The organism is Roseovarius aestuarii, assembly GCF_019966515.1.
GTDB lineage: Bacteria > Pseudomonadota > Alphaproteobacteria > Rhodobacterales > Rhodobacteraceae > Roseovarius > Roseovarius aestuarii.
The window spans coordinates 78324-100294 of sequence record NZ_JAIMIB010000008.1 but is presented as its reverse complement, the minus strand read 5'-3'; the positions used below and the strand labels follow the sequence as shown (position 1 = coordinate 100294).

Below are 21971 nucleotides of genomic sequence, written 5' to 3'. Positions count from 1 at the left end.
CGCCCACCGGCACCACTATCCTTCCCGCAGATGGCCTCACGCGAGAATGCACCAGAAACCACATTGGCCCTTTTGATCGGGCGGATCACCGCGTTCATCTAGCGCGTGTAGCGGGCACAACGCACGAACTGCCGGGCGGGAAAGACCCGTCAGCGTCTTCCTTCGCGCAGCCATCCCGCGAGGATCAGTGACAACGTCAGAAGCAGGACCAGCCAGCCTGGCATCAGGGGCAGTTGGGTGACGGAACGGGTCTCATACGCGCCGCGGGGTGTGATGCCGATCCAGCCCCGTCCGGCAGCAGGTCGACCTGCACGAACGGTACGAATGCGGGGGACACCCTCGGACAGCGCCTTGGCGCCGCCGCCTGTGGCCGTGATCAATGGCGTCAGTGCTTCTGTGCTGGCGATGGTTTCCTCGAACTCTACCGGGGCAGCGGGGCCAAGGCCGATCACGGCGGATTGATCCCCTTGCGACAAACGGTAGAGCCCGATCTCGGGCCCGTCAAACAGCGCCTCGTGGCGACCGGGTGTCATCTCTTCAAGCGGCAATTCGATGATCTCGCCCGAGGGTGTTTCGATCGTCACGTCACCCACCTCCTGCTCAAGCGAGCGGCGGATGATGCGCATGGTCTGGCCGGTCGCCTCGGCCCAGAGTGCCTCTTCCTCAAGCTCGGGTTCCTTCATCATCCAGTGGGCCAAACGGCGCAGCAATTCCAGCTGCGGCCCACCCCCTTCATAGCCGCGATGCCAGAGCCAGGCGTGATCCGAGGCCAGAAGCGCCACGCGGCCCTCTCCGACGCGGTCCAGAATCAGAAGCGGACGTTCATCGGCGCCGGACATGACAACCTGCCCGGTCTCGGCTTCAAGCTCGATCTGGCGCAGCCAGCGGCCCCATTCGCTGCCCTCGTCCGGCTCCAATCCGGCCGTGACCGGGTGGCGCAGCCCCAGTTCGGTGACTTTCGGACGATAGCGCCGTTCCAGCACACGGGCAGTCGGGCGCGCGGGCACGATGGTCTCAATGGGGGTGCGGTAGATGCTGTCGGCGCTGGCGAAATCGGGGCCTGCGGCGATCAGCATCGCGCCACCGTTTTCGACATAATTGCGCACGTTATCCAGATAGATCGACGGCAGGATACCGCGCCGCTTGTAGCGGTCAAAGATGATCAGATCGAAATCCTCGATCTTTTCGAGGAACAATTCGCGGGTCGGGAAGGCGATCAGCGACAGTTCCCGCACCGGCACGCCGTCCTGCTTCTCGGGCGGGCGGAGGATGGTGAAATGCACCAGATCGACCGAGCTGTCGGATTTCAGTAGGTTTCGCCAGGTGCGCCCGCCGGGATGCGGCTCGCCGGATACCAGCAGCACGCTCAGCCGGTCGCGCACGCCGTTGATCTGGATGAGCGCGGTATTGTTGCGGTCGGTCAATTCGCCCTCGGCGGCAGGCGTGGTGAATTGCAGCACGTTGCGCCCGCCATGGGACAGCTTGAGCGGCAGGGTGATGTCTTCGCCCAAGGGCACGCTGAAACGCTGAGCTTCGGCGCCATCGATCGAAATATCGATGGGAACCTCGGTGAGACCCTGCGGCGCGGCTCCCAGATCCTCGATCGTCAGCGTCATGCTGACTTCTTCGCCAAGAATGGCAAAGGCGGGGGCATTGCGAATGGTCAGACGGCGATCCCAGTCGGCATCGCGCCCAGTATGCAGCAGATGCAGCGGCGCCGGCATATCCGGCGCATGGTCCAGATCATGCAGGCGACCGTCGGACAGCAGGATAGCCCCGGCAATGCGGCCTTGGGGCTCTTGCGCCATCGCTTCGGCTAGCACCGTCATCAGCGTCGTGCCGGTGTTATCCTCGCCATCAGGGACCTGAAGGCGACGCACCTCGGTATTGTCGCGCTGACTGAGACGCGCAGCGATCGCATCGGCAGAGGTTTGAGTTTGTTGCGACCGGCCGGCCAGATCCTGACTGGCGCTTTGATCCTCGACCAGCAGTACGATGTCGCTGAGCGGTTCGCGGTCTTCCTGCTGATAGACCGGGCCGGCTAAGGCGGCGATTACGACGACCGCAGCCAAGCCGCGCAACGCCCAGCCCGACAACCCGCGCCAGAGCGCCAATGCGATACCGGTCAGAACCATGCCTGACAGCGCGGCGATCAGCCAGACCGGCAAAAGCGGGTCGAAGATGATGCTCGCGGTCATTGGCCCAGCCTTTGCAGCAACGCCGGCACATGCACCTGGTCGGATTTGTAATTGCCGGTCAGTACATGCATCACCAGATTGATGCCGAAGCGATAGGCCAGTTCGCGCTGCCGCTCACCGGCAAACCCCCTGCCCACCGGGTAGATCGGGTTAAGCCTTTCATCCATGGCCCAGGCCGACGCCCAGTCATTGCCGCCGATCACCACTGGCGTCACGCCGTCATTCAAGTTGCGAAACGGCATGCCCTCGATCTTTTCAGCATCGGGCGGCGCAGCCTCGACCCATACCGGGCGGCCCGAATGGCGGCCCGGGAAGTCCTGCAGCAGATAGAAGGTGCGTGTCAGGACATGGTCGTCGGGCAGTCGCTCGAGCGGTGGAATATCAAGCGATGCGGCGAGTTGCTTGAGCTTGATGCCATTGGGCGACGAGGCACCGAAGCCCGCGATATTGGCATCGCGCGTGTCAAAGAGGATCATGCCACCGGTGCGCAGATAGGTGTTAAGCTTGGTATATGCCTCGGCCGATGGGGTCGGCTGATCAGGGGTGATGGGCCAATAGAGCAGCGGGTAAAACGCCAGCTCATCGCTTTCCAAATTGATGCCAATAGGATCAACCGGTTCAACGGAGGTACGGAAGAACAGCGTCTGACCAAGGCCAAAGAGACCGGCGCGCGCGGCTTCATCAAGGGCGGCATCCCCGGTCAAGATGTGCGCGAGCACAACCTCGGATGTGGCCAGTTGCGCCTTTTCGTCCTGCGCCTTGCCGGCATCAGGCAGCAGCATCAGCCCGCCTAGTACGATGACGGCCGCGCGCGTGGCTCGGGCGGGCATCAACCGGCCGGAAAGCCCTAGCGAGGCAAGGATATCCGCCATCAGAAGCACCAGCGACAAGGCCAGCAACCAGCCGCCCAACGGCGCCTCTACGGGGCGCGTCAGGCCGGTGACGGGAAGGCGCGCGGGCCAGCTTGTGGGCGTCAGCGTGGGGTCAGCGGGGATCACGTTACGGGCAAGGCGGCGGTCGGGGCCGTCATAAATACCCGGGCGCAGATCAGGGCCAAGTGCCGCGGCAACCAGCCGGTCGCCAGAGACACCGGGCAATGTGGCGGCGTCGCTCAGTTTGCCAAAGCCGTCCAGCACCTGAACCGGTTTCCAGATCGTGCCTTCAAGGTCTTTCGCCTCAGGCGCGGTCAGGGCTGACGAGACGGCCAGCCGTTCGAGCATCTGCACAAAAAGACCCGACAGCGGCAACGAGGACCATTCGGCATTGGCGGTCACATGGAACAATACCACCTGCCCTTCGCCGATCCGCTTGCGGGTCACCAGCGGTGTGCCGTCCGATAGCTGTGCAATCACACGATCGGCCAGCGTCGGGTCGGGCTGGGCCATGACCTGCGCGCTGACGGTCACGTCGCGCGGGATCGCGAGACGATGGAACGGGCTGTCTTCGCTAAAGGGCGCCAGCGCCTTGGGTTCGCCCCAGCTCATAGCGCCACCGACCATGCGGCCACCGACACGCAACCGGACGGGCATCAGCGGTGCCTCGGTATCACGCGAAATGTCGCTGGCTGCCAGACGCGGGCCCGCGAAACGCAGCAGCATGCCGCCCTTCTGCGTCCATTCCAGCAGCGCTGACTGTTCAGCACCCGACAGCGTGGCGACATCGGCCAGCACGATCACGTCCGGATTGGCGGGCAACACGTCGATCAGCGCTCCGTCAAGAATGTCAGCGGTGGGTTGCAGGGCCTGTTCCAGATAGTGAAGCGGCGACAACAACTCGAGTCCTTCGCGATCCTCACGCCCCGCGATCAGCGCCACCTCACGCCGTTTGAGGCTGTCATCGGTCAGGCTGACGGCTCCGGCATGGCGCTGTCCGGCGATCTCGAAATGGGTTAGCCGGGCACGAAGCTCGGCGGGCAATGACAGATCGCCCTGCACCTCCAACGCGTTTTCGGCGAATTGCAACGGCAGGCTGGCCAGCACACGCGGCACGCCTGACGGATCGCGGCCATGCGCCTCGACCAGAATATCGCGGATACCTGCGGTGCGGGCGCGATGGGCGCTGAGCTGGATCAGCCCCTCGGATACTTGCGCAGGCGCCAGCGCCAGAACCGGGCGCGGACTTTCATAGATACTTACGGGGCCGCGCGCTTCGAACGCGTCCAGCAGCACGTCGCGACCATCATGTGCCAGCCCGTCCGAAAACCAGCGGGTTTCAAAGGTGTCGTCCCCAAGCCCGGAAATGGCTGTTTCGATCATGTCAGGCGCGGCGACCCATGCGTCGGGCTCCAGCCCGGTCAGGCGGCTGCGCCAGGCCTCGGCCGCCTGAAACACCGGCGTTTCCGGGTCATTCAGGCGCAGGATAGCAACCGGGCGCGATTTGCGCCCAGCCTCAGCCAGCATCCCGTCCAGCAACTCACGCTGCGCGGCCCAGTCCCGGGCGCTGGCCCAACTGGCATCCAGCGCAATCAGCAACGGGCCGCGATCGGTTCCGGCGGACTTTTCTTCAGGGTTCAAAACCGGACCGGCCAGCCCGATAATAATGGCCGCCGCCGCCAGCATCCGGAGCAGCAAAAGCCACCACGGGGTGCGGTCGGTCACGCTGTCATCATCACGAAGCCCCAGCAACAAGACCACGCCGGGGAACATGCGCCGGACCGGGGCGGGCGGCACCGCGCGCAGAATCAGCCAGAGGATCGGCAGCGCCGCGAGCGCCAAAAGCAACCAGGGCGCAGTGAACCCGATGGGACCAAGAATCATCTGAACCGCCCCCGTTCAAATGCGCCGTAAAGCCACATGAGCGCCGATTGCGCGCTTTGGGAGGTGTGGTGACAATGGTATTGCCAGCCGGTTGCCAGCGTCAGCGCAGACAATTCATCCTTGCGCGATGCCAACCGTTCCAGATAGCGGTCGCGCAGCTCGCTGGCCTTGAGCGTTTCATGTGCCAATGTGCCCCCGACACTCTCGAATATCGTGCGTCCGCGATAGGGAAACGCCTCTTCCGCCGGATCGAGGATCTGTAGCATAATGCCCTGAATGCCGCGATCCGCGGCCTCAGTCAGTGCGGTGCGGACAGGGTCGATGTCGCCCATGAAATCCGAGATGAATAGCGCACGTCCGTGCGACATCAGGCCGTTGGTGTCCGGCGCGGCATAATCATCCGCCCCGTCATGGCCCAATGCCTCGGTCAGCCGACGCAGCTGTGGCTCTCCCCGTCCGGGTGGCAGGGATTGTCCGGTCATGCCTACACGCTCGCCTCCGCGAACAAGCAGGATCGACACCGCCAGCGCCAAAAGGCGAGCCCGATCGGATTTCTGCGGCAGGTCAGGTTCCGAGGCAAATCGCATCGAGGCGGCGCTATCGACCCAGAGCATGACGCTTTGCGCGATCTGCCATTCCCGCTGGCGCACGAACTGCATGTCGCTGCGGGCGGAACGCCGCCAATCGATGGTGCGACGCGAATCCCCCGGTTGTACCGGACGGTATTGCCAGAAATCATCACCCAGCCCAGACCGCCTGCGTCCGTGTTCCCCCAGCAGCACCGTGCCGGCCAAATGCTCGGCCCGCGCCAGAAGCGACGGCAGACGCGCGGCCTCGGCCTCGGCCCGGCTCCGGAGGGGGACGGGTTGGTTCACGCGGCGGCCTCGCTCCGGGTGAGGCTGGTCACTGTCGTGGCAATCAGGTCAGTAAGCGTCTCGCCCCGCGCTCGCGCCGCAAAATTAAGCGCCATGCGATGGCTGAGCACTGGCTGCGCCATTGCGGCAACATCATCGATGTCAGGCACCAGACGACCCTGAAGCATCGCCCGCGCCCGCACCGTCAGCATCAGTGCCTGTGCCGCGCGAGGGCCGGGGCCCCAGGCGACAGCAGTGCGCACGGCCTCGGACGCGGTGGTATCTTCAGGGCGGAAGGCGCGAACCAGATCCAGAATTGCCTCCATCACCTGCTCACCCACGGGCATACGGCGCAAGAGGTTCTGCGCCGTGATCAGCTCCGCTGCGGTAAAGACCTGATGCGCCTCTTCCTCGGCAGCACCGGTGGTGGCGATCAGAATCTCACGTTCGGTATCGCGATCCGGGTGCGGCACGTCGATCTGCACCAGAAAACGGTCAAGCTGGGCTTCGGGCAGCGGATAGGTGCCTTCCTGCTCGATCGGGTTCTGCGTGGCCAAAACGTGAAACGGAGCTGTCAGCGGGCGGTCCTGCCCGGCGACGGTCACCTGCCGCTCCTGCATCGCCTGCAATAACGCCGATTGGGTCCGCGGGCTGGCACGGTTGATCTCATCCGCCATCAGTAGCTGACAGAAGATCGGGCCAGAGATGAATTTGAACGCACGACTGCCGTCATTGCCGGTTTCCAGCACCTCCGAACCCAGAATATCGGCGGGCATCAGATCGGGGGTGAACTGGATGCGGTTGCCGTGCAGGCCCATGACGGTGCTAAGTGTTTCAACCAGCCGGGTTTTTCCCAGTCCCGGCAGGCCAATCAGCAACCCGTGACCGCCACAAAGAAGCGCCGAGAGCGACAGATCGACAACCCGTTCCTGGCCGATGAAACGCTTGGTAATCGACGCGCGAGCCTGCGCCAGCTTGTCTTCCAGCGCCTCGATACCAGCCAGCAGATCGGCGTCATCACTCATGGCAAAACTCCTTATGCACCTTTATCATTCCGCTAGAGTGTATAGCTATGGACGGAAATGGCAAAAACAATGAGCAAAGAATACGTAACAACCTCGTCAGCAGAAGGCATTGCTGCCACGGTCCGGGCCGCCAAAACCAAAGGGTTGCCACCGGTGCACCTTTGGAATCCCGAGTTCAGCGGCAATCTGGACATGCGCATCGCGCGTGACGGAACCTGGTATTATCAGGGAACGTCGATTAACCGACCTGAGCTGGCGCGGCTGTTTTCGACCATCCTGAAACGCGAAGGCGAAGATTATTTCCTGGTCACGCCGGTGGAAAAGGTCGGAATCACAGTCGACGACGCACCCTTTGTCGCGGTTGATTTCGACACCAGAGGCGAGGCGAACGCTCAGGAGCTTACGTTCCAGACCAACATGGGCGATGCAGTCATCGCGGGCCCCGACAATCCGATCCGGGTGGAACGGCGCCCTCAAACCGGCGAGCCATCACCCTATTTGATGGTTCGCGCGGGGCTTGAGGCACTGGTGGATCGCAAGAGCTTCTATCGTCTGGTCGATATCGGAGTGCATCATCAGAACTGGTTTGGCGTCTGGTCTGGTGGTGCGTTTTTCCGCATGATCCCCTCTGACGAGCTGAAGGAAGGATAAAAAGCCGTGAGCAAACCACTAGCAGTTATCGTCGGCGTTGGCAGCGGATTGTCAGCGTCGTTGTCAAGGGTACTGGCCGGGGCCGGGTATGACTTGGTACTAACCGCACGGGATATTAATAAAATCAATACCTTATCCGAAGAGATCGGCGCGAGAACCGTGGCGGCGGATGCGACTGATCCGGCAGCGATATCCTCGCTATTTGACGGGTTGCCCACCTCTCCCCGTGTTGTCATCTACAACCCGTCCGCACGGGTGCGCGGCCCGGTGGCAGAGCTTGACGCCGAGGAAGTTAGGCGCGCCATCGATGTCACCGCCTTTGGCGCCTTCCTGACCGGTCAGGCTGCAGCGCGGCAAATGCTGGAAAACACGGGGGACGTGCGCGGAACCATCCTATTCACCGGCGCGTCAGCTGGGTTCAAGGGCTTTGCCAATTCCGCGCCATTTGCAATGGGGAAGTTCGCCCAGCGAGGCCTGGCGCAAGCGATGGCGCGCGAGTTGCACCCCAAGGGCATTCATGTGGCCTGGATCAATATTGACGGTGGCATCCGCAATCCGAAACGGCCAGAGCGCGTGGACGCCGCAGACAGGCCCGACAGCATGTTGTGCCCGGACGCCATTGCCCGTGCGTATCTCGGGCTAATCGAGCAAGACCGCTCTGCCTGGAGCGATGAGCTGACCTTACGGCCCTGGGTTGAAAGTTACTGAGAATGCCGCGTTTTGCTGCCAACCTATCCATGCTTTTCAAGGAATTGTCCTTTATCGAACGCATCGCGGCGGCGAAAGATGCCGGGTTCGACGCGGTTGAAGTGCTCTTTCCTTATGACGAACCCCGCCATGAAATCGCCAAAGCACTGAAATTAAGAAATTTACCCCTGATCCTGATCAACACCCCACCCCCTAACTGGACGGGTGGCGAACGTGGCTTTGCCGCGATACCGGGCGGCGAAGATCGCTTCAGGCACGATTTCAAACGCGCAATGAGATATGCCGGCGCCTTGAAGTCCAACTTTATTCACATCATGTCCGGCGCCGCAGAGGGCCCCGCCGCGCGCAGCACCTTTGTCGCAAACCTGAGATGGGCCGCCGCGCATGCGCCTCAGCAACAACTGACCATCGAGCCGATAAATACGGTCGATATGCCGGGGTATTTTCTCAATGATTTCGACATGGCGCTGGATATTCTGTCCGAGGTGGCTGCTCCCAACCTGGGGCTGCAATTCGACGCCTATCATGCCCATAAGATCATCGGCAACATGCTGGCAACATGGGATAAATGCCGCGATCACACCGTGCATATTCAGGTATCCGACCCCGAGGGGCGGCACGAACCATCAAGCCGAATTATCGACTACCCGGCGTTTTTTGCCCACCTGGATGCCGAGGGCTATCGCGGATATGTCAGCGGTGAATATCATCCCAGAGGCCGGACAGAAGACGGGCTGGACTGGATTCGCTGAGACAGCGACCGACATGGCAGCCCGGCAACAATCGGCCATGACGGGGCCAAACCATCTTGCCGCCACGCGGCCTTCTCCCCATATGCGCGGGTATGACTGAACGCGCCTCTCCCCCGCCCTCCCTTCGTGCCCGCATAACTGCCTTTGTTGACCGGCCCGCGGTGCAGAATTTCATCCTTGGTGTGATCCTTTTTAATGCGGTCATTCTGGGGCTTGAGACCTCGGATATCGTGATGGAACGTGCCGGGCCACTGATCCTGCTGCTGGACACCATCTGTCTGGGTGTTTTCGTGGTCGAGATCGCGCTGAAGCTCGTTGCCCGGGGTTTGAACTTTTTTCGCCGCGGCTGGAACATCTTCGACTTCGTGATTGTCGCCATCTCATTGGTGCCCGCCGCACAGGGGCTGAGCGTGCTGCGCGCCCTGCGCATTCTGCGTCTGTTGCGCGTCGTCTCGGTCGCGCCTTCGCTTAGGCGGGTGGTCGAGGGGTTGGTCAACGCCCTGCCCGGCATGGGGTCGGTGTTTCTGCTGATGGGGCTGATTTTCTATATAGGCGCGGTGATGGCGACCAAGCTTTTCGGCGCGGCCTTCCCGGACTGGTTCGGCACGCTGGGGCGGTCGGGCTATTCGCTGTTCCAGATCATGACTCTAGAAAGCTGGTCGATGGGTATCGTGCGCCCCGTGATGGAGGTCTATCCACATGCTTGGATGTTCTTTGTCCCCTTCATCATGATCACGACCTTCGCGGTGGTGAACCTTCTGGTGGGTCTGATCGTAAACTCGATGCAGGATGCGCATCACGAAGAAGACAGCGAAAAGACTGATACCTACCGGGACGAGGTGTTCAAACGGCTCTCGGATATCGAGGCGCTGATCAAGGCGCAAGGCAAGGCCGGCAAACGTTGAACATTGCGCAACTTCCGGGTCGCGTGAGCACGCCTACTTTGGCCATATCGGGCAACATCCATCAACAAGGAGTGACCCGGTGCAGATCAGATATACAGCCATGCCTACGGACATAGCCCGCGCCTATCAAAGTGGCGCGCCGGATGCCTATGGAAACCCGCCGGAACGCCAGACTGCCGATGACGGTGGCTATCAATGCCGCCATTGCCTGACGATCATCCCCCCGGGGTCGGATATGCTGCTGGTGGCCCATCGTCCGTTCGACGCGCTCGACGCCTATGCCGAAACCGGGCCGATCTTTGTCTGCGCCGATTCCTGCAACGGCTACGGATCGCAACCGGAGGTGCCCCCGACGCTGAGGGCCAGCCCGGATTTCCTGATCAAGGCCTATGGTCGTGACGACCGGATCATCTATGGCACCGGCGCGATCACCCCGGCAACGCAAATAGAAACCCGCGCCGCAGAGCTTTTTGCCAACCCGGATGTTGCCTATCTGCATGTGCGGTCTTCGCGGAACAACTGTTATCAGGCGCGGATCGACCGGGACTGAGACGCCGCAGATCAATGCAACGCCAAGATGCGCGATGGCCGGGGAGTTTGAGGGGCTTGCCCCTCAAGGCCTGCGTGGCCTGAACGCGAACTGGCGTTTTGCGCCGCAGGCGCGCCGGTAGGAAACAGCCCGCCCGATCAGCGACTGCGGGTCAGGTCCAGAAACACGTCCTGCAGATCCGCCTGTTCGGTCTTGACGTCGCGGATGCGGATTCCGGCACTGCGCACCGCCTCAAGCACCACCTCGGCGGAGGTCTGTTGCGATTGGTAGGTAATCGCCAGCGCGCCATCAGGACGGGTCGTAACATCCAGCCCAGCACCTTCGGGCAGAATTTCCACTGCAGCATCGGGCTGGATCAGCATAGTGCGGGTATCAAGCCGCCCCAGCAAATTGGCGGTGCTGTCGCGGGCAACAAGGCTGCCGTGATTGATAATGGCGATTTCGTCGCACATCTCCTCAGCCTCTTCCAGATAATGCGTGGTCAGGATGATCGTCATGCCCTGCGCGTTCAGCTTGCGGATATTTTCCCATAGCATCTGCCTGAGTTCTATATCGACGCCCGCCGTGGGTTCATCCAGCACCAGAATATGCGGCATGTGCACCAACGCCTTACCCAGCAAAAGCCGCCGCCGCATGCCACCCGAAAGGGTGCGGGCATAGGCCTGCGCCTTGTCCTCAAGTCCGACCATACGCAAAATTTCGTCGCTGCGGCGCTGTGATTTTGGCACGCCATAAAGTCCCGCCTGCACCTCCAGCGCCCCGCGCGGGGTAAAGAACGGATCCAGGTTCAGCTCCTGCGGCATCACTCCGATCGAGGCCCGCGACTGGCGCGGGTTCACATCCTGATCGAACCCCCAGATTGTCACGTGCCCGGCGGTCTTGATCACCAGCCCGGCCAGGATGTTGATCAGGGTAGATTTCCCCGCCCCATTTGGCCCCAGAAGTCCGAACACGGCTCCCTTGGGGATATCCAGGTCAATCCCCTTCAGCGCCTGCTTTTCCGGGCTGCCTTTGCGGCCGCCATAGGTTTTCACCAGCCCACGGATTTGAATGGCGTCCAAGCCCATGCTCCTCTTGCCCCCGCCCTGCGGATCGCTCATAGTCGCACCTAGTTCAATTGCAGCCAAAAGGAAACGCCCCGATGACGACCGAGGCCCCCGAAATCAGGATTGTGGACACCTATCGCATCAGCTGTGACGGCGGCGAGGGCGCCTTGGGCCATCCGCGTGTCTGGCTGCAGATCCCCGAGGACAGCGGATGGGTCGAATGCCCCTATTGCGATTGCAAAATGGTGCATAAGGAATTTGAGGGCAAAGTCTGAACTGGTGACAGCGCGCCGTGCGCTCCTGCGGCTGGCAGGGCTCACAGCCGTTGCAGGTGCGGCCTATGGCGGTGCTGCGCTGCTCAGATGGGTCAGTGAACCGGGTTTGGTGTTTGAACCGGTTGCGGGTATGCTAGGCTTCCGGCGGATTGCCGACGGGCCAGTTTCGGGTGGCGCTATCGCGCTTCTGGGTATTGATGCGCAAATTACACCACAAACCGATGATCTGATGATCCGCGACGGTGCGCTTTGCGCCGCGCTTTTTGGCCCGGCACCCGATCCTGCGCGGATTCAGATTGCCTATTTCACTGATTATCGCTGCATGTACTGCCGCAAGACCAGCCCAATGCTGGCAAAGATGGCGTCCGGTGGCGACGTTCAGCTCACCTGGCATGAGCTGCCACTTTTGGGCCAGATCTCATCCATCGCCGCGCGGGCGGCCGTGGCAGCACGGGCTCAGGGCGCTTATGACACTTTTCACCATCGCTTGATGGGGACACCGGTCGTACCGACCCCGGCCTATCTTGGGCAACTGGCCGACGAGGCCAGCATCGACCCGGAAAAGCTGCTGCTCGATATGACCGCACCCGAAACCGAACGTCAGTTGCGGATATCCGCCGCCCTGGCCCGCCGGTTTGGTTTTATCGGTACACCCGCGCTGGTCGTGGGTCGCACCGCGGTACTGGGTGGTGTAGACCGGCGACTGGTCGAACGGTTGATCGCGGCTGAAAGAAACGCGCAGCAACCGGGCATCTGTTGACGCCATCGTCCAGCCCTCGGCGCTAACGGGCGGCACCGGGCACAGCATGTCTTACACCCTCACCACCCCCGCCTAAATTTCGCTTGCGAGGTTGGTCTTCTTCGGACAAGGTCAAATTCCGAGGTGCCGCTTGTCAGAGCGGAGAATTGGGAAGCCGGTGCAATTCCGGCGCTGCCCCCGCAACGGTAAGGATGGGGGATGCCGCAAGAGACCACTGGGCCGTGATAGCCTGGGAAGGCGCTGCATCCAAAAAACCCGCCAAGTCCGGAAACCAGCCTTGGAGAAACGTCAAACCGCGGTGGGCGGTGGGGACGGTTGCCACGGCCCAGGACGCCTGCAATCCCCCCGTCTCCTTCCGCCCCATCCGGCCCGGGGTGTGGCCGGGGAGAAGAAGAACATGACCGTAAGCCATATTCTGAACGGGTTGGAGAGCGTCGACCTGACCGGCGCAGATGCGGCACAAGCCGCCCGCATGGGGTTTCTGGAATGGGCGTTTTGCGCCCGGGGCGGTGGCACGCCCGAAGCCGCCCGCGCAGCGCTGACCAGCCCCGAGGCGTTGAGCGCTCGCAGTGACGCGGCATTGGTCTTTGTGGACTATCTGCGCAATGCCACGCGGTGCATGTCCCAGCCCGTACGCCGCCGCTCGCGTCCGGTGCACTAGTTAGCGGATAACTCGCGTGAGAGAAGAAAACGACAGGACGGCGGCGCCCGAGGGGGGTCGGGATAGGTGCCACCGTCCTGTCTACGTCTGATCGCAGGAAGGGCGCGACCATTCGTGCTTTCATCCGGGCCTCAAGCCCGGCATCTTATCAGTGATATTGTCGACGGCGGCACCCAAGGGAGGAGAAGGTGCCGCCGCCGCTGCCAGATGCCCCCAGGGAGGAGAAGATAGGGCATCCGATGCTATGTGACCCGTGGCGCGAGAACCCGTAGGTTTGTCTCGCGGGTATCGCATCAGCTAGGTTTGCCTCAGGCGCGGGTGCCGTACACGGCCGAATAGGCTGTGGAATGGATCGACGCGCGGCTTAAGCCCAGATCGGCCAACTCGCGGCTGCCTAAATCCGAAAGCGCCGACACGGTGCGACGGTAGCTGCGATAATCCGTGACACGGGCCATCAGCCGGTAGATCGCGGCGCTCAGTTCAATTTTCAGTCCGCCGGTGGCGGTGCGGGTATCGGTTGCAAATGCCATCTTTCGGCTCCTTGCGTCTGGTTGGTGACACGGCATCCAATTGGCTTGCCGCGCGCTGTTGGGGTATAGATACGCCGATGCTGCAGGTGCACAACCCCCGAGTCAAACAATGCTGCTATGCAGCATTTGCATGGGTGAGATTGACCTAACATCATATTTTAAATAGGTTTTATAGTTAACTCCGCGCAGCCCCTTGTCCTTTGTAGAAAAACCATGACCTATGGCGAAAGGTGTGACGGAGGCGAAAGATGACAGTTTCGAAAAGCGATATTGAAGCCCGGCTGGCAGAGCTGCAACTGCCCGACGGCGGCAACCTGATGTCACGCGATATGATCCGTGCGCTCAGCATTGAAGGCGACAGGGTGCGCTTCGTGATCGAGGCCTCGAACCCCGAGGTCGCCCGGCAGATGGAGCCGCTGCGCGCCGCCGCAGAACGTGCCGTGGCGGCACTGGAGGGGGTCGGGCAGGTCTCGGTCGCGCTGACGGCACATAGCCCCGCCGCCAAACCCGCCGAACCGCCCAGCCTCAAGATCGGCGGCCATCCCAAACCGCAGTCAACGCCGCTGAAACCGGCCAGCGTGAAAACCATTCTGGCGGTGGCCTCGGGCAAGGGCGGCGTCGGCAAATCCACCGTATCGTCCAATCTTGCGGTGGCTTTGGCGCGGGCCGGGCAGCGCGTGGGATTGCTGGACGCGGATATCTACGGGCCGTCACAGCCCCGGATGATGGGGGTCAGCCAGCGCCCGGCCAGCCCGGATGGCAAGATTATCGAGCCGCTCCGCGCGCACGGCGTCACCATGATGTCGATCGGGCTGATGCTTGACCCGGACAAGGCGGTGGTCTGGCGCGGCCCGATGCTGATGGGCGCGCTGCAGCAGATGATTTCTCAGGTGAACTGGGGCGAACTGGACGTGCTGATCGTCGACCTGCCCCCGGGCACCGGCGATGTGCAACTGACGCTCTGCCAGAAAGCCGAACCCTCGGGTGCGATCATTGTCTCGACCCCGCAGGACGTGGCGCTATTGGACGCCCGCAAGGCAATAGACATGTTCAACACGCTGAAGACACCGGTGCTGGGGCTGATCGAAAACATGTCGACCTTTCACTGCCCCAACTGCGGGCATGAAGCGCATATTTTCGGGCATGGCGGCGTCGCGGTCGAGGCCGAGCGGCTGGGCCTGCCCTTCCTCGGTGCTCTGCCGATTGATCTGGACACGCGCCTTGCCGGAGACAGCGGCACACCGATTGCCATGGGTGACGGCCCAATGGCTCAGGCTTATGCAGCGCTTGCCGACAGGCTGATCCGGGGTGGGATCGTGTAAGGCCGCAATCAAGACTTCGGGCTGGAATGCCCACCACCGTGTAATCTGCGCAAAAACTGCACAAATACCCGGCCTTCACTGCACGCTGGCCCTTTAGTTCTTGTCCAAACGGAGAGGCAAGAACGAGGACCAAAACGATGAAAACCTGTATTCGACGTGGTGTGCCACGATGCCTTCGACAGGATGGCTGGTGGCTGGACCCGATCACATTCGCGGGCCCGACGCCAGATCGGTTGCAGGCTGTGCCAACGCCCCGGCGCTATGCCTTGCATGCGTTGGTGCTGGCAGGCCTTATCGCCATTGCACAGGTACCGGGCCTGTCAGACGCAACCGAGATGCATCCCGCCACCAGCGAGGTCTCCTGCGCGGACGAAGATTTTTTGCACTTTCACGCAGCCGGTGCTTTTCGTAGCCTTGCACCATTACCGCAGCAAGGCACGCCGCTCTGACCATGACACATATTCTGATCATCGACGACGATCCGCAGATCCGCGATGTGCTGCGCATCGCGTTGAAACAGGTGGGTTATGAAGTGAGCGAGGCCGGCGACGGAGCCGAAGGGCTGGCCAAGGCCAGACGCGGCAAGGCCGATCTGATCGTGCTCGATATCGGCCTGCCCGAGATGGACGGGCTGGCGCTGTGCCGGGAACTCAGGGCCGAGCATGAGACACCAATCCTCTTTCTCACCGCCCGCGACGATGAGATCGACCGCGTGCTGGGGCTGGAACTGGGCGGCGATGACTACGTTACCAAACCGTTTTCCCCGCGCGAGTTGATTGCGCGCATCCGCGCAATCCTGAAACGCGCAACGCCGGGTGCCGCCAACGGCGCGCAGCCGTTTAGCAGGGGCGTGCTGCGGCTCGACCCGGAGCGTCACCACTGCACGGTCGCCGGGCAGCAGGTGACCCTGACAAGCCGGGAAATGGCCCTGCTGAGCCATCTGATGGCGCGCCCCGATCACGTCGCCACCAAGGCGCAGCTTGTGGATGCGGTCTATGGCCCGTCGATCCATGTCTCGGACCGGACGCTGGACAGCCACCTGCGCAACCTGCGGGCCAAGCTGACGCAGGCAGGGTGCGACGGTGCCATCGAAACCGTGCACGGGGTCGGCATAAGGATGGGTCCATGTCAGGACCGATAAGACGCAAATGGCGCCCGCCCCTGGCGCTGGTCATTGGCGGCGCGCTGGCCGCTGTCCTGTGCCTGCCGCTTGTCGGGATCGGCTATTTCAAACTGGCCGGCAATATTCTGGGCTGGGGGGAAACCGTCTGGCTGATCTTCTGGATGGCGGTGATTGCCACGGCAATCCTGGGGTATTTGCTGTGGCGGCTGGTGTTGCGCCCGGTCTATGCGCTGACGGCGCATGCCAACGCGGTGCGCGAAGGGCGCGACGATACCCCCCTGCCCCCGCATTTCGGCACGCCCGAGATCACCGCCCTTGGGCAGGCGGTGCTTGAGATGGGTGCGACGCTTAACAACCGCGAGGCCGGGTTGCGCGCCTTTTCCAACCACGTGACCCACGAGCTGAAATCGCCCCTGACCAGCATCAAGGGCGCGGCTGAACTGTTAGATGGAGAGATAGAGCCGGAAGACCACCAACGCCTGACCCGGACGATCCTGACTGCCACGACACAAATGCAGGAACAGCTTGAAGCATTGCGAAAGCTGTCTAAGGCGCGCGAGCCGGTGGGCCCGGGGCCGTCGCGACTGTCCGAATTGCTGCCCGAGATCGATCCGAGCGTCAGATTGCCGGTCACACTGGAGGGCGATGTAGTGCTGCCGATGGATAAACCGGCGCTGCTGGTGATCCTCGAACATCTTTCAGCCAACGCACTGGCGCATGGCGCAGACCGGCTGGAGATCCGGGCGCAGCCGCTTGGATTTCAGGTGCGCGACAATGGCAAGGGGATCGCAGCGGGCAACCGGTCGCGCATTTTCGATCCGTTTTTCACAACGCGGCGCGAGGGCGGCGGCACCGGCATGGGGCTGGCGATCGTGCAGACCATGTTGCAGGCACGGGGTGGCTCAATCCGGCTGATCCCCTGTCAGGCGGGCGCTGGCTTTGAGGTCAGCTTTCCTGCAGGCTGACACGCTCCTATCCGGCCAGGCCCAGTTTGCGGCCTAGGGCAATCAGCCCCTCCGGGATCAGGTCTTCTGGTGTATGGATCGTCAGCGGCACATTCTGGACCGCAAGAGCGCTGGCGTGGGGTGATCCGTCGCCCTCGGGCGCGATCACCCCGACCTGTTGCCCCAGCCAATACACCCGTGATGCCGCCAGTTCGGCTCCGATCAGGTGTCCGGTCAGGGCCCGGCGATCGCCCGCCACCTCGGCCTGACGCAGATACTGTGCCAGACGTTCCGGACGGCTCTGGCTGTCGGCCATCGCCTGCGGGTCGGGGCTGGCGGCGCCGTCGAGGAAAGATATCAGCCGTAAGGTAAGAAACGAGGCGAAGCTGACGACCTCGCCCGCGCTGAGATGCACCCAATGGCTGATATCACCATCGGCGACACAAAGCACCCCGTCCCAATCCTGATACCGCGCCAGATAACCCGCGATCCAAAGCCGGGCCCAACCGCCCATGACATCCGCAGGCTGGGTCTGGGTGATGACCGGCAGGCCGCGCCCGGCCTCGGGCAGCACCGCACATGGTACGATCGAGGCCGGGCCATCGCCTATGCGAATCAAGGGTGCGCCGTTAGCTCCAAGCTTCTCAAGCAGGTGTGTCTCATTCGCGGCGTGCGCCTCACCTGTGAGCGTGTCACCAGCAAAGGAAAAGCCCCGGGCCCCGCTGCCATCGCGGCCAATGGCTATCCACGTGGGAGGTTCCACCCCGGATCAGCTTTGCGACAGCTGGCGCAGGATTCCGGACATGTCATAGCCCGCCTGACCAGTCAGGGTCAGGATTTCTTCCGGCTCAACCTGACCATACTGCGCGATGGTCCATAGCATGGTGCAGCGCGTACCAGACCGGCAATAGGCCAGCACCGGGCGCGGCATTTCATCGAGGGCTGCGTTGAATGCCTTCAGATCATCAGGCGTCACTACACCTGACGTGATCGGGACCGACCGCACCTCGAGACCGGCATTTGCCGCAGCCTCGGATACATCGTCAAAACAGCACTGGGTCACCTCTTCCCCATCAGGCCGGTTACACAGGATCGAGCGGAAGCCCGCCGCAACGATGGCCGGTATGTCGCTCGCTTCAATCTGCGGCGACACGGTGAAATCATCGGTGATTTTGCGCAGATCCATAGCGTGCTCCTTTGGCTGTCGCACATATGCGCAAAATCGGGGGCCAAGATCAATCCACTGGCGTTGACATTCGTGCATCCGGTGCCAAACGTGGCGGGACGTATTCAAGGGGGGCGACGATGAGCGGGCAATGGGAATTCTGGATCGACCGGGGCGGGACATTCACCGATATCGTGGCACTCGATCCGGATGGCGTGGTGCATACCCACAAGCTGTTGTCGGAAAACCCCGAACGCTACCGCGATGCCGCCGTGCAGGGCATTCGCGAGGTGATGGGGGTTGGCGGCAGCTTCCCCGATGCGTCGATCCGCGCGGTCAAGATGGGCACGACTGTCGCAACCAACGCTTTGCTGGAGCGCAAGGGCGAGCGGGTGCTGTTGCTGATCACCAAGGGGTTTCGCGATCTGCTGCTGATCGGCTATCAGACCCGGCCTCGGCTTTTCGACCTGGAAATCAAACGGCCCGATCTGCTTTATGAGGACGTCGCCGAAATCGACGAACGGCTGGATGCCGAGGGCGCGGTGGTGCAGCCGCTGGACGAAGATGCCGCGCGCGCCACGCTGCAGGCGGGTTTCGACAAGGGCATTCGCGCCGTGGCCATTGCCGGGCTGCACGCCTACCTGAACCCCGATCACGAACGCCGCGTGGCCGGGATGGCGGCCGAGATCGGCTTTACCCAGATCACCACCAGCCACCAGGTGTCGCGCCTGGCCAAGCTGGTCGGGCGCGGCGATACCACGGTGGTCGACGCTTACCTCTCGCCGATCCTGCGGCGCTATGTGGATCAGGTGGCCAGTGCGCTGGATATGGGGCGGGCCTGCGATGCGCTTTTGTTCATGCAAAGCTCGGGCGGGCTGACCGATGCGACGCTGTTTCAGGGCAAGGACGCGATCCTCAGCGGTCCGGCTGGCGGCATCGTCGGCATGGTCAAAACCGGCGAAGCGGCGGGGCATGACCGGCTGATCGGCTTCGACATGGGCGGGACATCGACTGATGTCAGCCATTACGCGGGCGATTTCGAACGCAGTTTCGAAACCGAGGTGGCGGGGGTGCGGATGCGCGCCCCGATGATGGATATTCATACGGTCGCGGCGGGCGGCGGCAGCATCTGCAAGTTCGAGGATGGCCGGTTTCAGGTTGGTCCCGAAAGTGCGGGGGCCGATCCGGGCCCGGCCTGTTATCGGCGCGGCGGACCGCTGGCGGTGACTGATTGCAACGTGATGCTGGGCAAGCTCAACCCCGATCATTTCCCGCATGTCTTTGGGCCTGAGGGCGACCAGCCGCTGGACGTCGACGTGGTGCGCGAAAAATTCGCGGCCCTTTCACGGGATGTGGCCGCCGAGACCGGCGAAGAGGAACGCTCGCCCGAGGATATGGCCGAGGGGTTTCTGCGCATCGCCGTCGACAACATGGCCAATGCGATCAAGAAGATCAGTGTGCAACGGGGCCATGACGTGACCGGCTATACGCTGCAATGTTTCGGCGGCGCGGGCGGGCAGCATGCCTGCCTGGTGGCCGACGCGCTTGGCATGACCAAGGTTCTGATCCATCCTCATGCGGGGGTTCTCAGCGCCTATGGCATGGGACTGGCCGAAATCCGTGCCTTGCGCGAGGTCCAGATGGATGCGCCACTGGACGTCGTCGATCAGGCTGAACGCGCGCTGGACAGGATTGCTGATGAAGCCCGCGCAGAAGTTGCCGGACAAGGCATTGAGAACATCACCATCCTGCGCCGGGCGCATCTGCGTTATGATGGCTCGCACCAGCCGCTGGATGTCGGTTTTGGCGCGCCGGATCAGATGCAGGCGGATTTCGAGGCCGCGCACAAGCAGCGCTTCGGGTTCCATTCGCCCGAGCGCGCGATCCTTTTTGACATGCTGAGCGTCGAGGCGATCGGCCAGACCGGCCAGGCCCCCAGCCCCGCCCTGCCGTCGGGCGATGGTCAGCCGGTGGCGCATATTGCGATGCATGCCGATGGCGCGTGGCGGGACGTGCCGCTTTACGACCGCGACGGGCTGGACCCGGCGGCACGCATCAGCGGCCCGGCGGTCATCACCGAACCCACCGGCACCAATGTGATTGAACCGGGCTGGGCCGCGCATGTGGATGCGATGGGCAATCTGATCCTGGAACGCGCGACCGAAAAGGCGCGCGACCGCGCAGCGGGCACACAGGCCGATCCGGTGCTGCTGGAAGTGTTCAACAACCTCTTCATGTCCGTGGCCGACCAGATGGGCGCGACGCTGGCCAATACTTCGTGGTCGGTCAACATCAAGGAACGTTACGATTTCTCCTGCGCGATCTTTGACGATCAGGGCGATCTTGTCGCCAATGCACCCCATGTGCCGGTGCATCTGGGCTCGATGTCCGATGCGGTCAAGACGATCATGCGGCTCAATCCCGATGCCGCGCCGGGCGATGCCTACATGCTGAACTCGCCCTATAACGGCGGCACGCATCTGCCCGATGTCACCGTCATCACGCCGGTTTTCGTGGAGGGCAAAGCCGCCTTCTGGCTGGGCTCGCGCGGGCATCACGCCGATATCGGCGGACGCACGCCGGGCAGCGCCCCGCCCGACAGCAGCCATATCGACGAAGAGGGCGTGCTGATCGACAACGTCAAGCTAGTCGATCGCGGCACGCTTCTGGAGGCCGAGGCCGAGGCGCTGTTGGGCAGTTGCAGATATCCCTGCCGCAACATCAGCCAGAACATGGCAGACCTGAAGGCGCAGGTGGCGGCCAACGAGACCGGGCGACAGGAATTGCTGAAAGTCGTCGACAATTACGGCATCGACGTGGTGACCGCTTATATGGGCCATGTTCAGGACAATGCCGAGGAAAGCGTGCGCCGTGTCATAGACCGGCTGCGTGACGGACAGTTCACCTATCCGATGGACCACGGCGCGGTGATCGAGGTGAAGGTTACCGTTGATCGCGCCGCGCGCGAAGCCACGATTGATTTCACCGGCACCTCGGCGCAGCATTCGGGCAATTACAACGCGCCGAAATCCATCGCCTATGCAGTCGTGCTCTATGTGTTCCGCACCATGGTCGGCGCGGAAATCCCGCTTAATCAGGGCTGCCTGACGCCGCTCAAGGTGATCGTGCCCGATGGCTCGATGCTCAACCCGGTCTATCCGGCGGCGGTCATCTCGGGCAACACCGAGGTCAGCCAGGCAACCTGCAACGCGCTTTACGGGGCACTTGGTGTGATTGCCGGATCACAGGCGACTATGAATAATTTCGTCTGGGGGAATGATGACTTCCAGAACTACGAGACGATCGCCGGAGGCACCGGTGCGGGCCCCGGATTTCAGGGGTGCGACGCAATCCAGAGCCACATGACCAATACCCGCATGACTGATCCTGAAATTCTGGAAAAACGCTTTCCGGTCCGGCTGGAGGAATTCACCGTCCGCCCCGGATCTGGTGGCGCTGGAAAATGGCGTGGCGGGCACGGGTTGATCCGCCGACTCAGGTTCCTGGCCCCGGTCACGGTTACAACATTGAGCAATCACCGGATCATCCCGCCCTTTGGCGGCGATGGCGGCGCACCGGGCATGGTCGGGCGCAACTGGGCCGAACTACCGGATGGAGAGGTCCGCGAAATGCCCGGCAATGGCGAGATCGACCTGCCCGCAGGCGCGGCCTTTGGCATGGAAACGCCGGGCGGCGGCGGCTGGGGTAAGAGCGATCAGTAAGGAAATATCGAAATTTCGACCAAT

At 62.5% G+C, this 21971-nt stretch carries 21 protein-coding genes and 1 riboswitch; of the genes, 13 read left to right on the top strand and 8 right to left on the bottom strand.

Translation table 11 applies throughout. The features are described from left to right. Positions 1–149 precede the first annotated feature (149 nt). From LC334_RS11545 to LC334_RS11530, 4 genes are read right to left on the bottom strand one after another with little or no spacing between them, the layout of a single operon-like run. Positions 150–2198, bottom strand: a complete 2049-nt coding sequence (locus tag LC334_RS11545; RefSeq protein WP_085800697.1) for a hypothetical protein — start codon at positions 2196–2198, stop codon at positions 150–152. After that, on the bottom strand, positions 2195–4954 hold the full coding sequence (locus LC334_RS11540; protein ID WP_085800696.1) for a DUF4159 domain-containing protein: 2760 nt from the start codon (positions 4952–4954) through the stop codon (positions 2195–2197). The genes LC334_RS11545 and LC334_RS11540 overlap by 4 nt, the downstream gene beginning before the upstream one ends. Beyond that, positions 4951–5829, bottom strand: coding sequence for a DUF58 domain-containing protein (locus tag LC334_RS11535; RefSeq protein WP_085800695.1), 879 nt, complete (start codon positions 5827–5829; stop codon positions 4951–4953). The genes LC334_RS11540 and LC334_RS11535 overlap by 4 nt, the downstream gene beginning before the upstream one ends. Then, a complete protein-coding gene (locus LC334_RS11530) occupies positions 5826–6833 on the bottom strand; it encodes an AAA family ATPase (RefSeq protein WP_085800694.1) in 1008 nt (335 codons plus the stop codon). Before LC334_RS11530 ends, LC334_RS11535 begins: the two co-directional genes overlap by 4 nt. Before the next feature lie 69 nt (positions 6834–6902). Between LC334_RS11530 and LC334_RS11525 the strand changes: the two genes are divergently transcribed. The 5 genes from LC334_RS11525 (at position 6903) to LC334_RS11505 (ending at position 10399) form a co-directional block, all read left to right on the top strand. After that, entirely contained in the window at positions 6903–7484 is a 582-nt protein-coding gene (locus tag LC334_RS11525) for a DUF1285 domain-containing protein (protein ID WP_085800776.1), read from the top strand. Between the two features lie 6 nt (positions 7485–7490). Next, positions 7491–8192 (top strand): SDR family NAD(P)-dependent oxidoreductase, encoded by a 702-nt coding sequence (locus LC334_RS11520; RefSeq protein WP_085800693.1) that lies wholly within the window; start codon positions 7491–7493, stop codon positions 8190–8192. A 2-nt stretch (positions 8193–8194) separates the two neighbouring features. Further along, positions 8195–8944 carry a hydroxypyruvate isomerase family protein gene (locus LC334_RS11515; protein WP_085800692.1) on the top strand — a complete coding sequence of 250 codons (750 nt, stop codon included), beginning with the start codon at positions 8195–8197 and terminating at the stop codon, positions 8942–8944. Positions 8945–9036: 92 nt separating this feature from the next. Then, entirely contained in the window at positions 9037–9849 is an 813-nt protein-coding gene (locus LC334_RS11510; protein ID WP_085800691.1) for an ion transporter, read from the top strand. 100 nt (positions 9850–9949) lie between these two features. Further along, a complete protein-coding gene (locus LC334_RS11505; protein ID WP_085800690.1) occupies positions 9950–10399 on the top strand; it encodes a DUF1203 domain-containing protein in 450 nt (149 codons plus the stop codon). A 137-nt stretch (positions 10400–10536) separates the two neighbouring features. Here LC334_RS11505 and LC334_RS11500 read toward each other — a convergent pair whose 3' ends face one another. Beyond that, entirely contained in the window at positions 10537–11466 is a 930-nt protein-coding gene (locus LC334_RS11500; RefSeq protein WP_085800775.1) for an ABC transporter ATP-binding protein, read from the bottom strand. A 74-nt stretch (positions 11467–11540) separates the two neighbouring features. On the opposite strand from LC334_RS11500, the gene LC334_RS11495 reads away from it, so the two are divergent. The 3 genes from LC334_RS11495 (at position 11541) to LC334_RS11485 (ending at position 13141) form a co-directional block, all read left to right on the top strand. Next, positions 11541–11720: a zinc-finger domain-containing protein gene (locus LC334_RS11495; protein ID WP_085800689.1), complete on the top strand. Its 180-nt coding sequence runs from the start codon at positions 11541–11543 to the stop codon at positions 11718–11720. 4 nt (positions 11721–11724) lie between these two features. Continuing rightward, positions 11725–12480, top strand: coding sequence for a DsbA family protein (locus LC334_RS11490; protein ID WP_085800688.1), 756 nt, complete (start codon positions 11725–11727; stop codon positions 12478–12480). A 104-nt stretch (positions 12481–12584) separates the two neighbouring features. Continuing rightward, positions 12585–12774: riboswitch (cobalamin riboswitch) on the top strand. 103 nt (positions 12775–12877) lie between these two features. After that, positions 12878–13141 (top strand): hypothetical protein, encoded by a 264-nt coding sequence (locus LC334_RS11485; protein ID WP_223412961.1) that lies wholly within the window; start codon positions 12878–12880, stop codon positions 13139–13141. Positions 13142–13449: 308 nt separating this feature from the next. On the opposite strand, the gene LC334_RS11480 is transcribed toward LC334_RS11485, so the two are convergent. Continuing rightward, positions 13450–13671 carry a DUF1127 domain-containing protein gene (locus LC334_RS11480; protein ID WP_085800686.1) on the bottom strand — a complete coding sequence of 74 codons (222 nt, stop codon included), beginning with the start codon at positions 13669–13671 and terminating at the stop codon, positions 13450–13452. 248 nt (positions 13672–13919) lie between these two features. On the opposite strand from LC334_RS11480, the gene LC334_RS11475 reads away from it, so the two are divergent. From LC334_RS11475 to LC334_RS11460, 4 genes are all read left to right on the top strand, one after another. Continuing rightward, entirely contained in the window at positions 13920–14993 is a 1074-nt protein-coding gene (locus LC334_RS11475; RefSeq protein ID WP_085800685.1) for an Mrp/NBP35 family ATP-binding protein, read from the top strand. 137 nt (positions 14994–15130) lie between these two features. Next, complete coding sequence (locus LC334_RS11470) at positions 15131–15442, top strand: hypothetical protein (RefSeq protein ID WP_085800684.1); 312 nt, start codon at positions 15131–15133, stop codon at positions 15440–15442. Between the two features lie 2 nt (positions 15443–15444). Then, on the top strand, positions 15445–16134 hold the full coding sequence (locus LC334_RS11465; protein WP_085800683.1) for a response regulator transcription factor: 690 nt from the start codon (positions 15445–15447) through the stop codon (positions 16132–16134). Beyond that, positions 16119–17081 (top strand): sensor histidine kinase, encoded by a 963-nt coding sequence (locus tag LC334_RS11460; protein ID WP_085800682.1) that lies wholly within the window; start codon positions 16119–16121, stop codon positions 17079–17081. The genes LC334_RS11465 and LC334_RS11460 overlap by 16 nt, the downstream gene beginning before the upstream one ends. A gap of 7 nt (positions 17082–17088) precedes the next feature. On the opposite strand, the gene LC334_RS11455 is transcribed toward LC334_RS11460, so the two are convergent. Both LC334_RS11455 and LC334_RS11450 read right to left on the bottom strand, forming a co-directional pair. Continuing rightward, complete coding sequence (locus LC334_RS11455) at positions 17089–17823, bottom strand: 2-dehydro-3-deoxygalactonokinase (protein ID WP_085800681.1); 735 nt, start codon at positions 17821–17823, stop codon at positions 17089–17091. Positions 17824–17829: 6 nt separating this feature from the next. Continuing rightward, complete coding sequence (locus tag LC334_RS11450; protein WP_085800680.1) at positions 17830–18246, bottom strand: TIGR01244 family sulfur transferase; 417 nt, start codon at positions 18244–18246, stop codon at positions 17830–17832. A 119-nt stretch (positions 18247–18365) separates the two neighbouring features. On the opposite strand from LC334_RS11450, the gene LC334_RS11445 reads away from it, so the two are divergent. After that, the gene (locus LC334_RS11445; RefSeq protein WP_085800679.1) at positions 18366–21947 is read left to right on the top strand and encodes a hydantoinase B/oxoprolinase family protein; all 3582 of its coding nucleotides are present in this window, start codon (positions 18366–18368) and stop codon (positions 21945–21947) included. Positions 21948–21971 lie beyond the last annotated feature (24 nt).

Coding starts and splice junctions, on each gene's coding strand:
- LC334_RS11500 (WP_085800775.1), bottom strand. CDS start 11,466: ATGGGCTTGGACGCCATTCAAATCCGTGGGCTGGTGAAAACCTATGGC.
- LC334_RS11510 (WP_085800691.1), top strand. CDS start 9,037: ATGACTGAACGCGCCTCTCCCCCGCCCTCCCTTCGTGCCCGCATAACT.
- LC334_RS11480 (WP_085800686.1), bottom strand. CDS start 13,671: ATGGCATTTGCAACCGATACCCGCACCGCCACCGGCGGACTGAAAATT.
- LC334_RS11525 (WP_085800776.1), top strand. CDS start 6,903: ATGAGCAAAGAATACGTAACAACCTCGTCAGCAGAAGGCATTGCTGCC.
- LC334_RS11495 (WP_085800689.1), top strand. CDS start 11,541: ATGACGACCGAGGCCCCCGAAATCAGGATTGTGGACACCTATCGCATC.
- LC334_RS11445 (WP_085800679.1), top strand. CDS start 18,366: ATGAGCGGGCAATGGGAATTCTGGATCGACCGGGGCGGGACATTCACC.
- LC334_RS11530 (WP_085800694.1), bottom strand. CDS start 6,833: ATGAGTGATGACGCCGATCTGCTGGCTGGTATCGAGGCGCTGGAAGAC.
- LC334_RS11470 (WP_085800684.1), top strand. CDS start 15,131: ATGAAAACCTGTATTCGACGTGGTGTGCCACGATGCCTTCGACAGGAT.
- LC334_RS11485 (WP_223412961.1), top strand. CDS start 12,878: ATGACCGTAAGCCATATTCTGAACGGGTTGGAGAGCGTCGACCTGACC.
- LC334_RS11545 (WP_085800697.1), bottom strand. CDS start 2,198: ATGACCGCGAGCATCATCTTCGACCCGCTTTTGCCGGTCTGGCTGATC.
- LC334_RS11460 (WP_085800682.1), top strand. CDS start 16,119: ATGTCAGGACCGATAAGACGCAAATGGCGCCCGCCCCTGGCGCTGGTC.
- LC334_RS11475 (WP_085800685.1), top strand. CDS start 13,920: ATGACAGTTTCGAAAAGCGATATTGAAGCCCGGCTGGCAGAGCTGCAA.
- LC334_RS11515 (WP_085800692.1), top strand. CDS start 8,195: ATGCCGCGTTTTGCTGCCAACCTATCCATGCTTTTCAAGGAATTGTCC.
- LC334_RS11505 (WP_085800690.1), top strand. CDS start 9,950: ATGCCTACGGACATAGCCCGCGCCTATCAAAGTGGCGCGCCGGATGCC.
- LC334_RS11450 (WP_085800680.1), bottom strand. CDS start 18,246: ATGGATCTGCGCAAAATCACCGATGATTTCACCGTGTCGCCGCAGATT.
- LC334_RS11465 (WP_085800683.1), top strand. CDS start 15,445: ATGACACATATTCTGATCATCGACGACGATCCGCAGATCCGCGATGTG.
- LC334_RS11540 (WP_085800696.1), bottom strand. CDS start 4,954: ATGATTCTTGGTCCCATCGGGTTCACTGCGCCCTGGTTGCTTTTGGCG.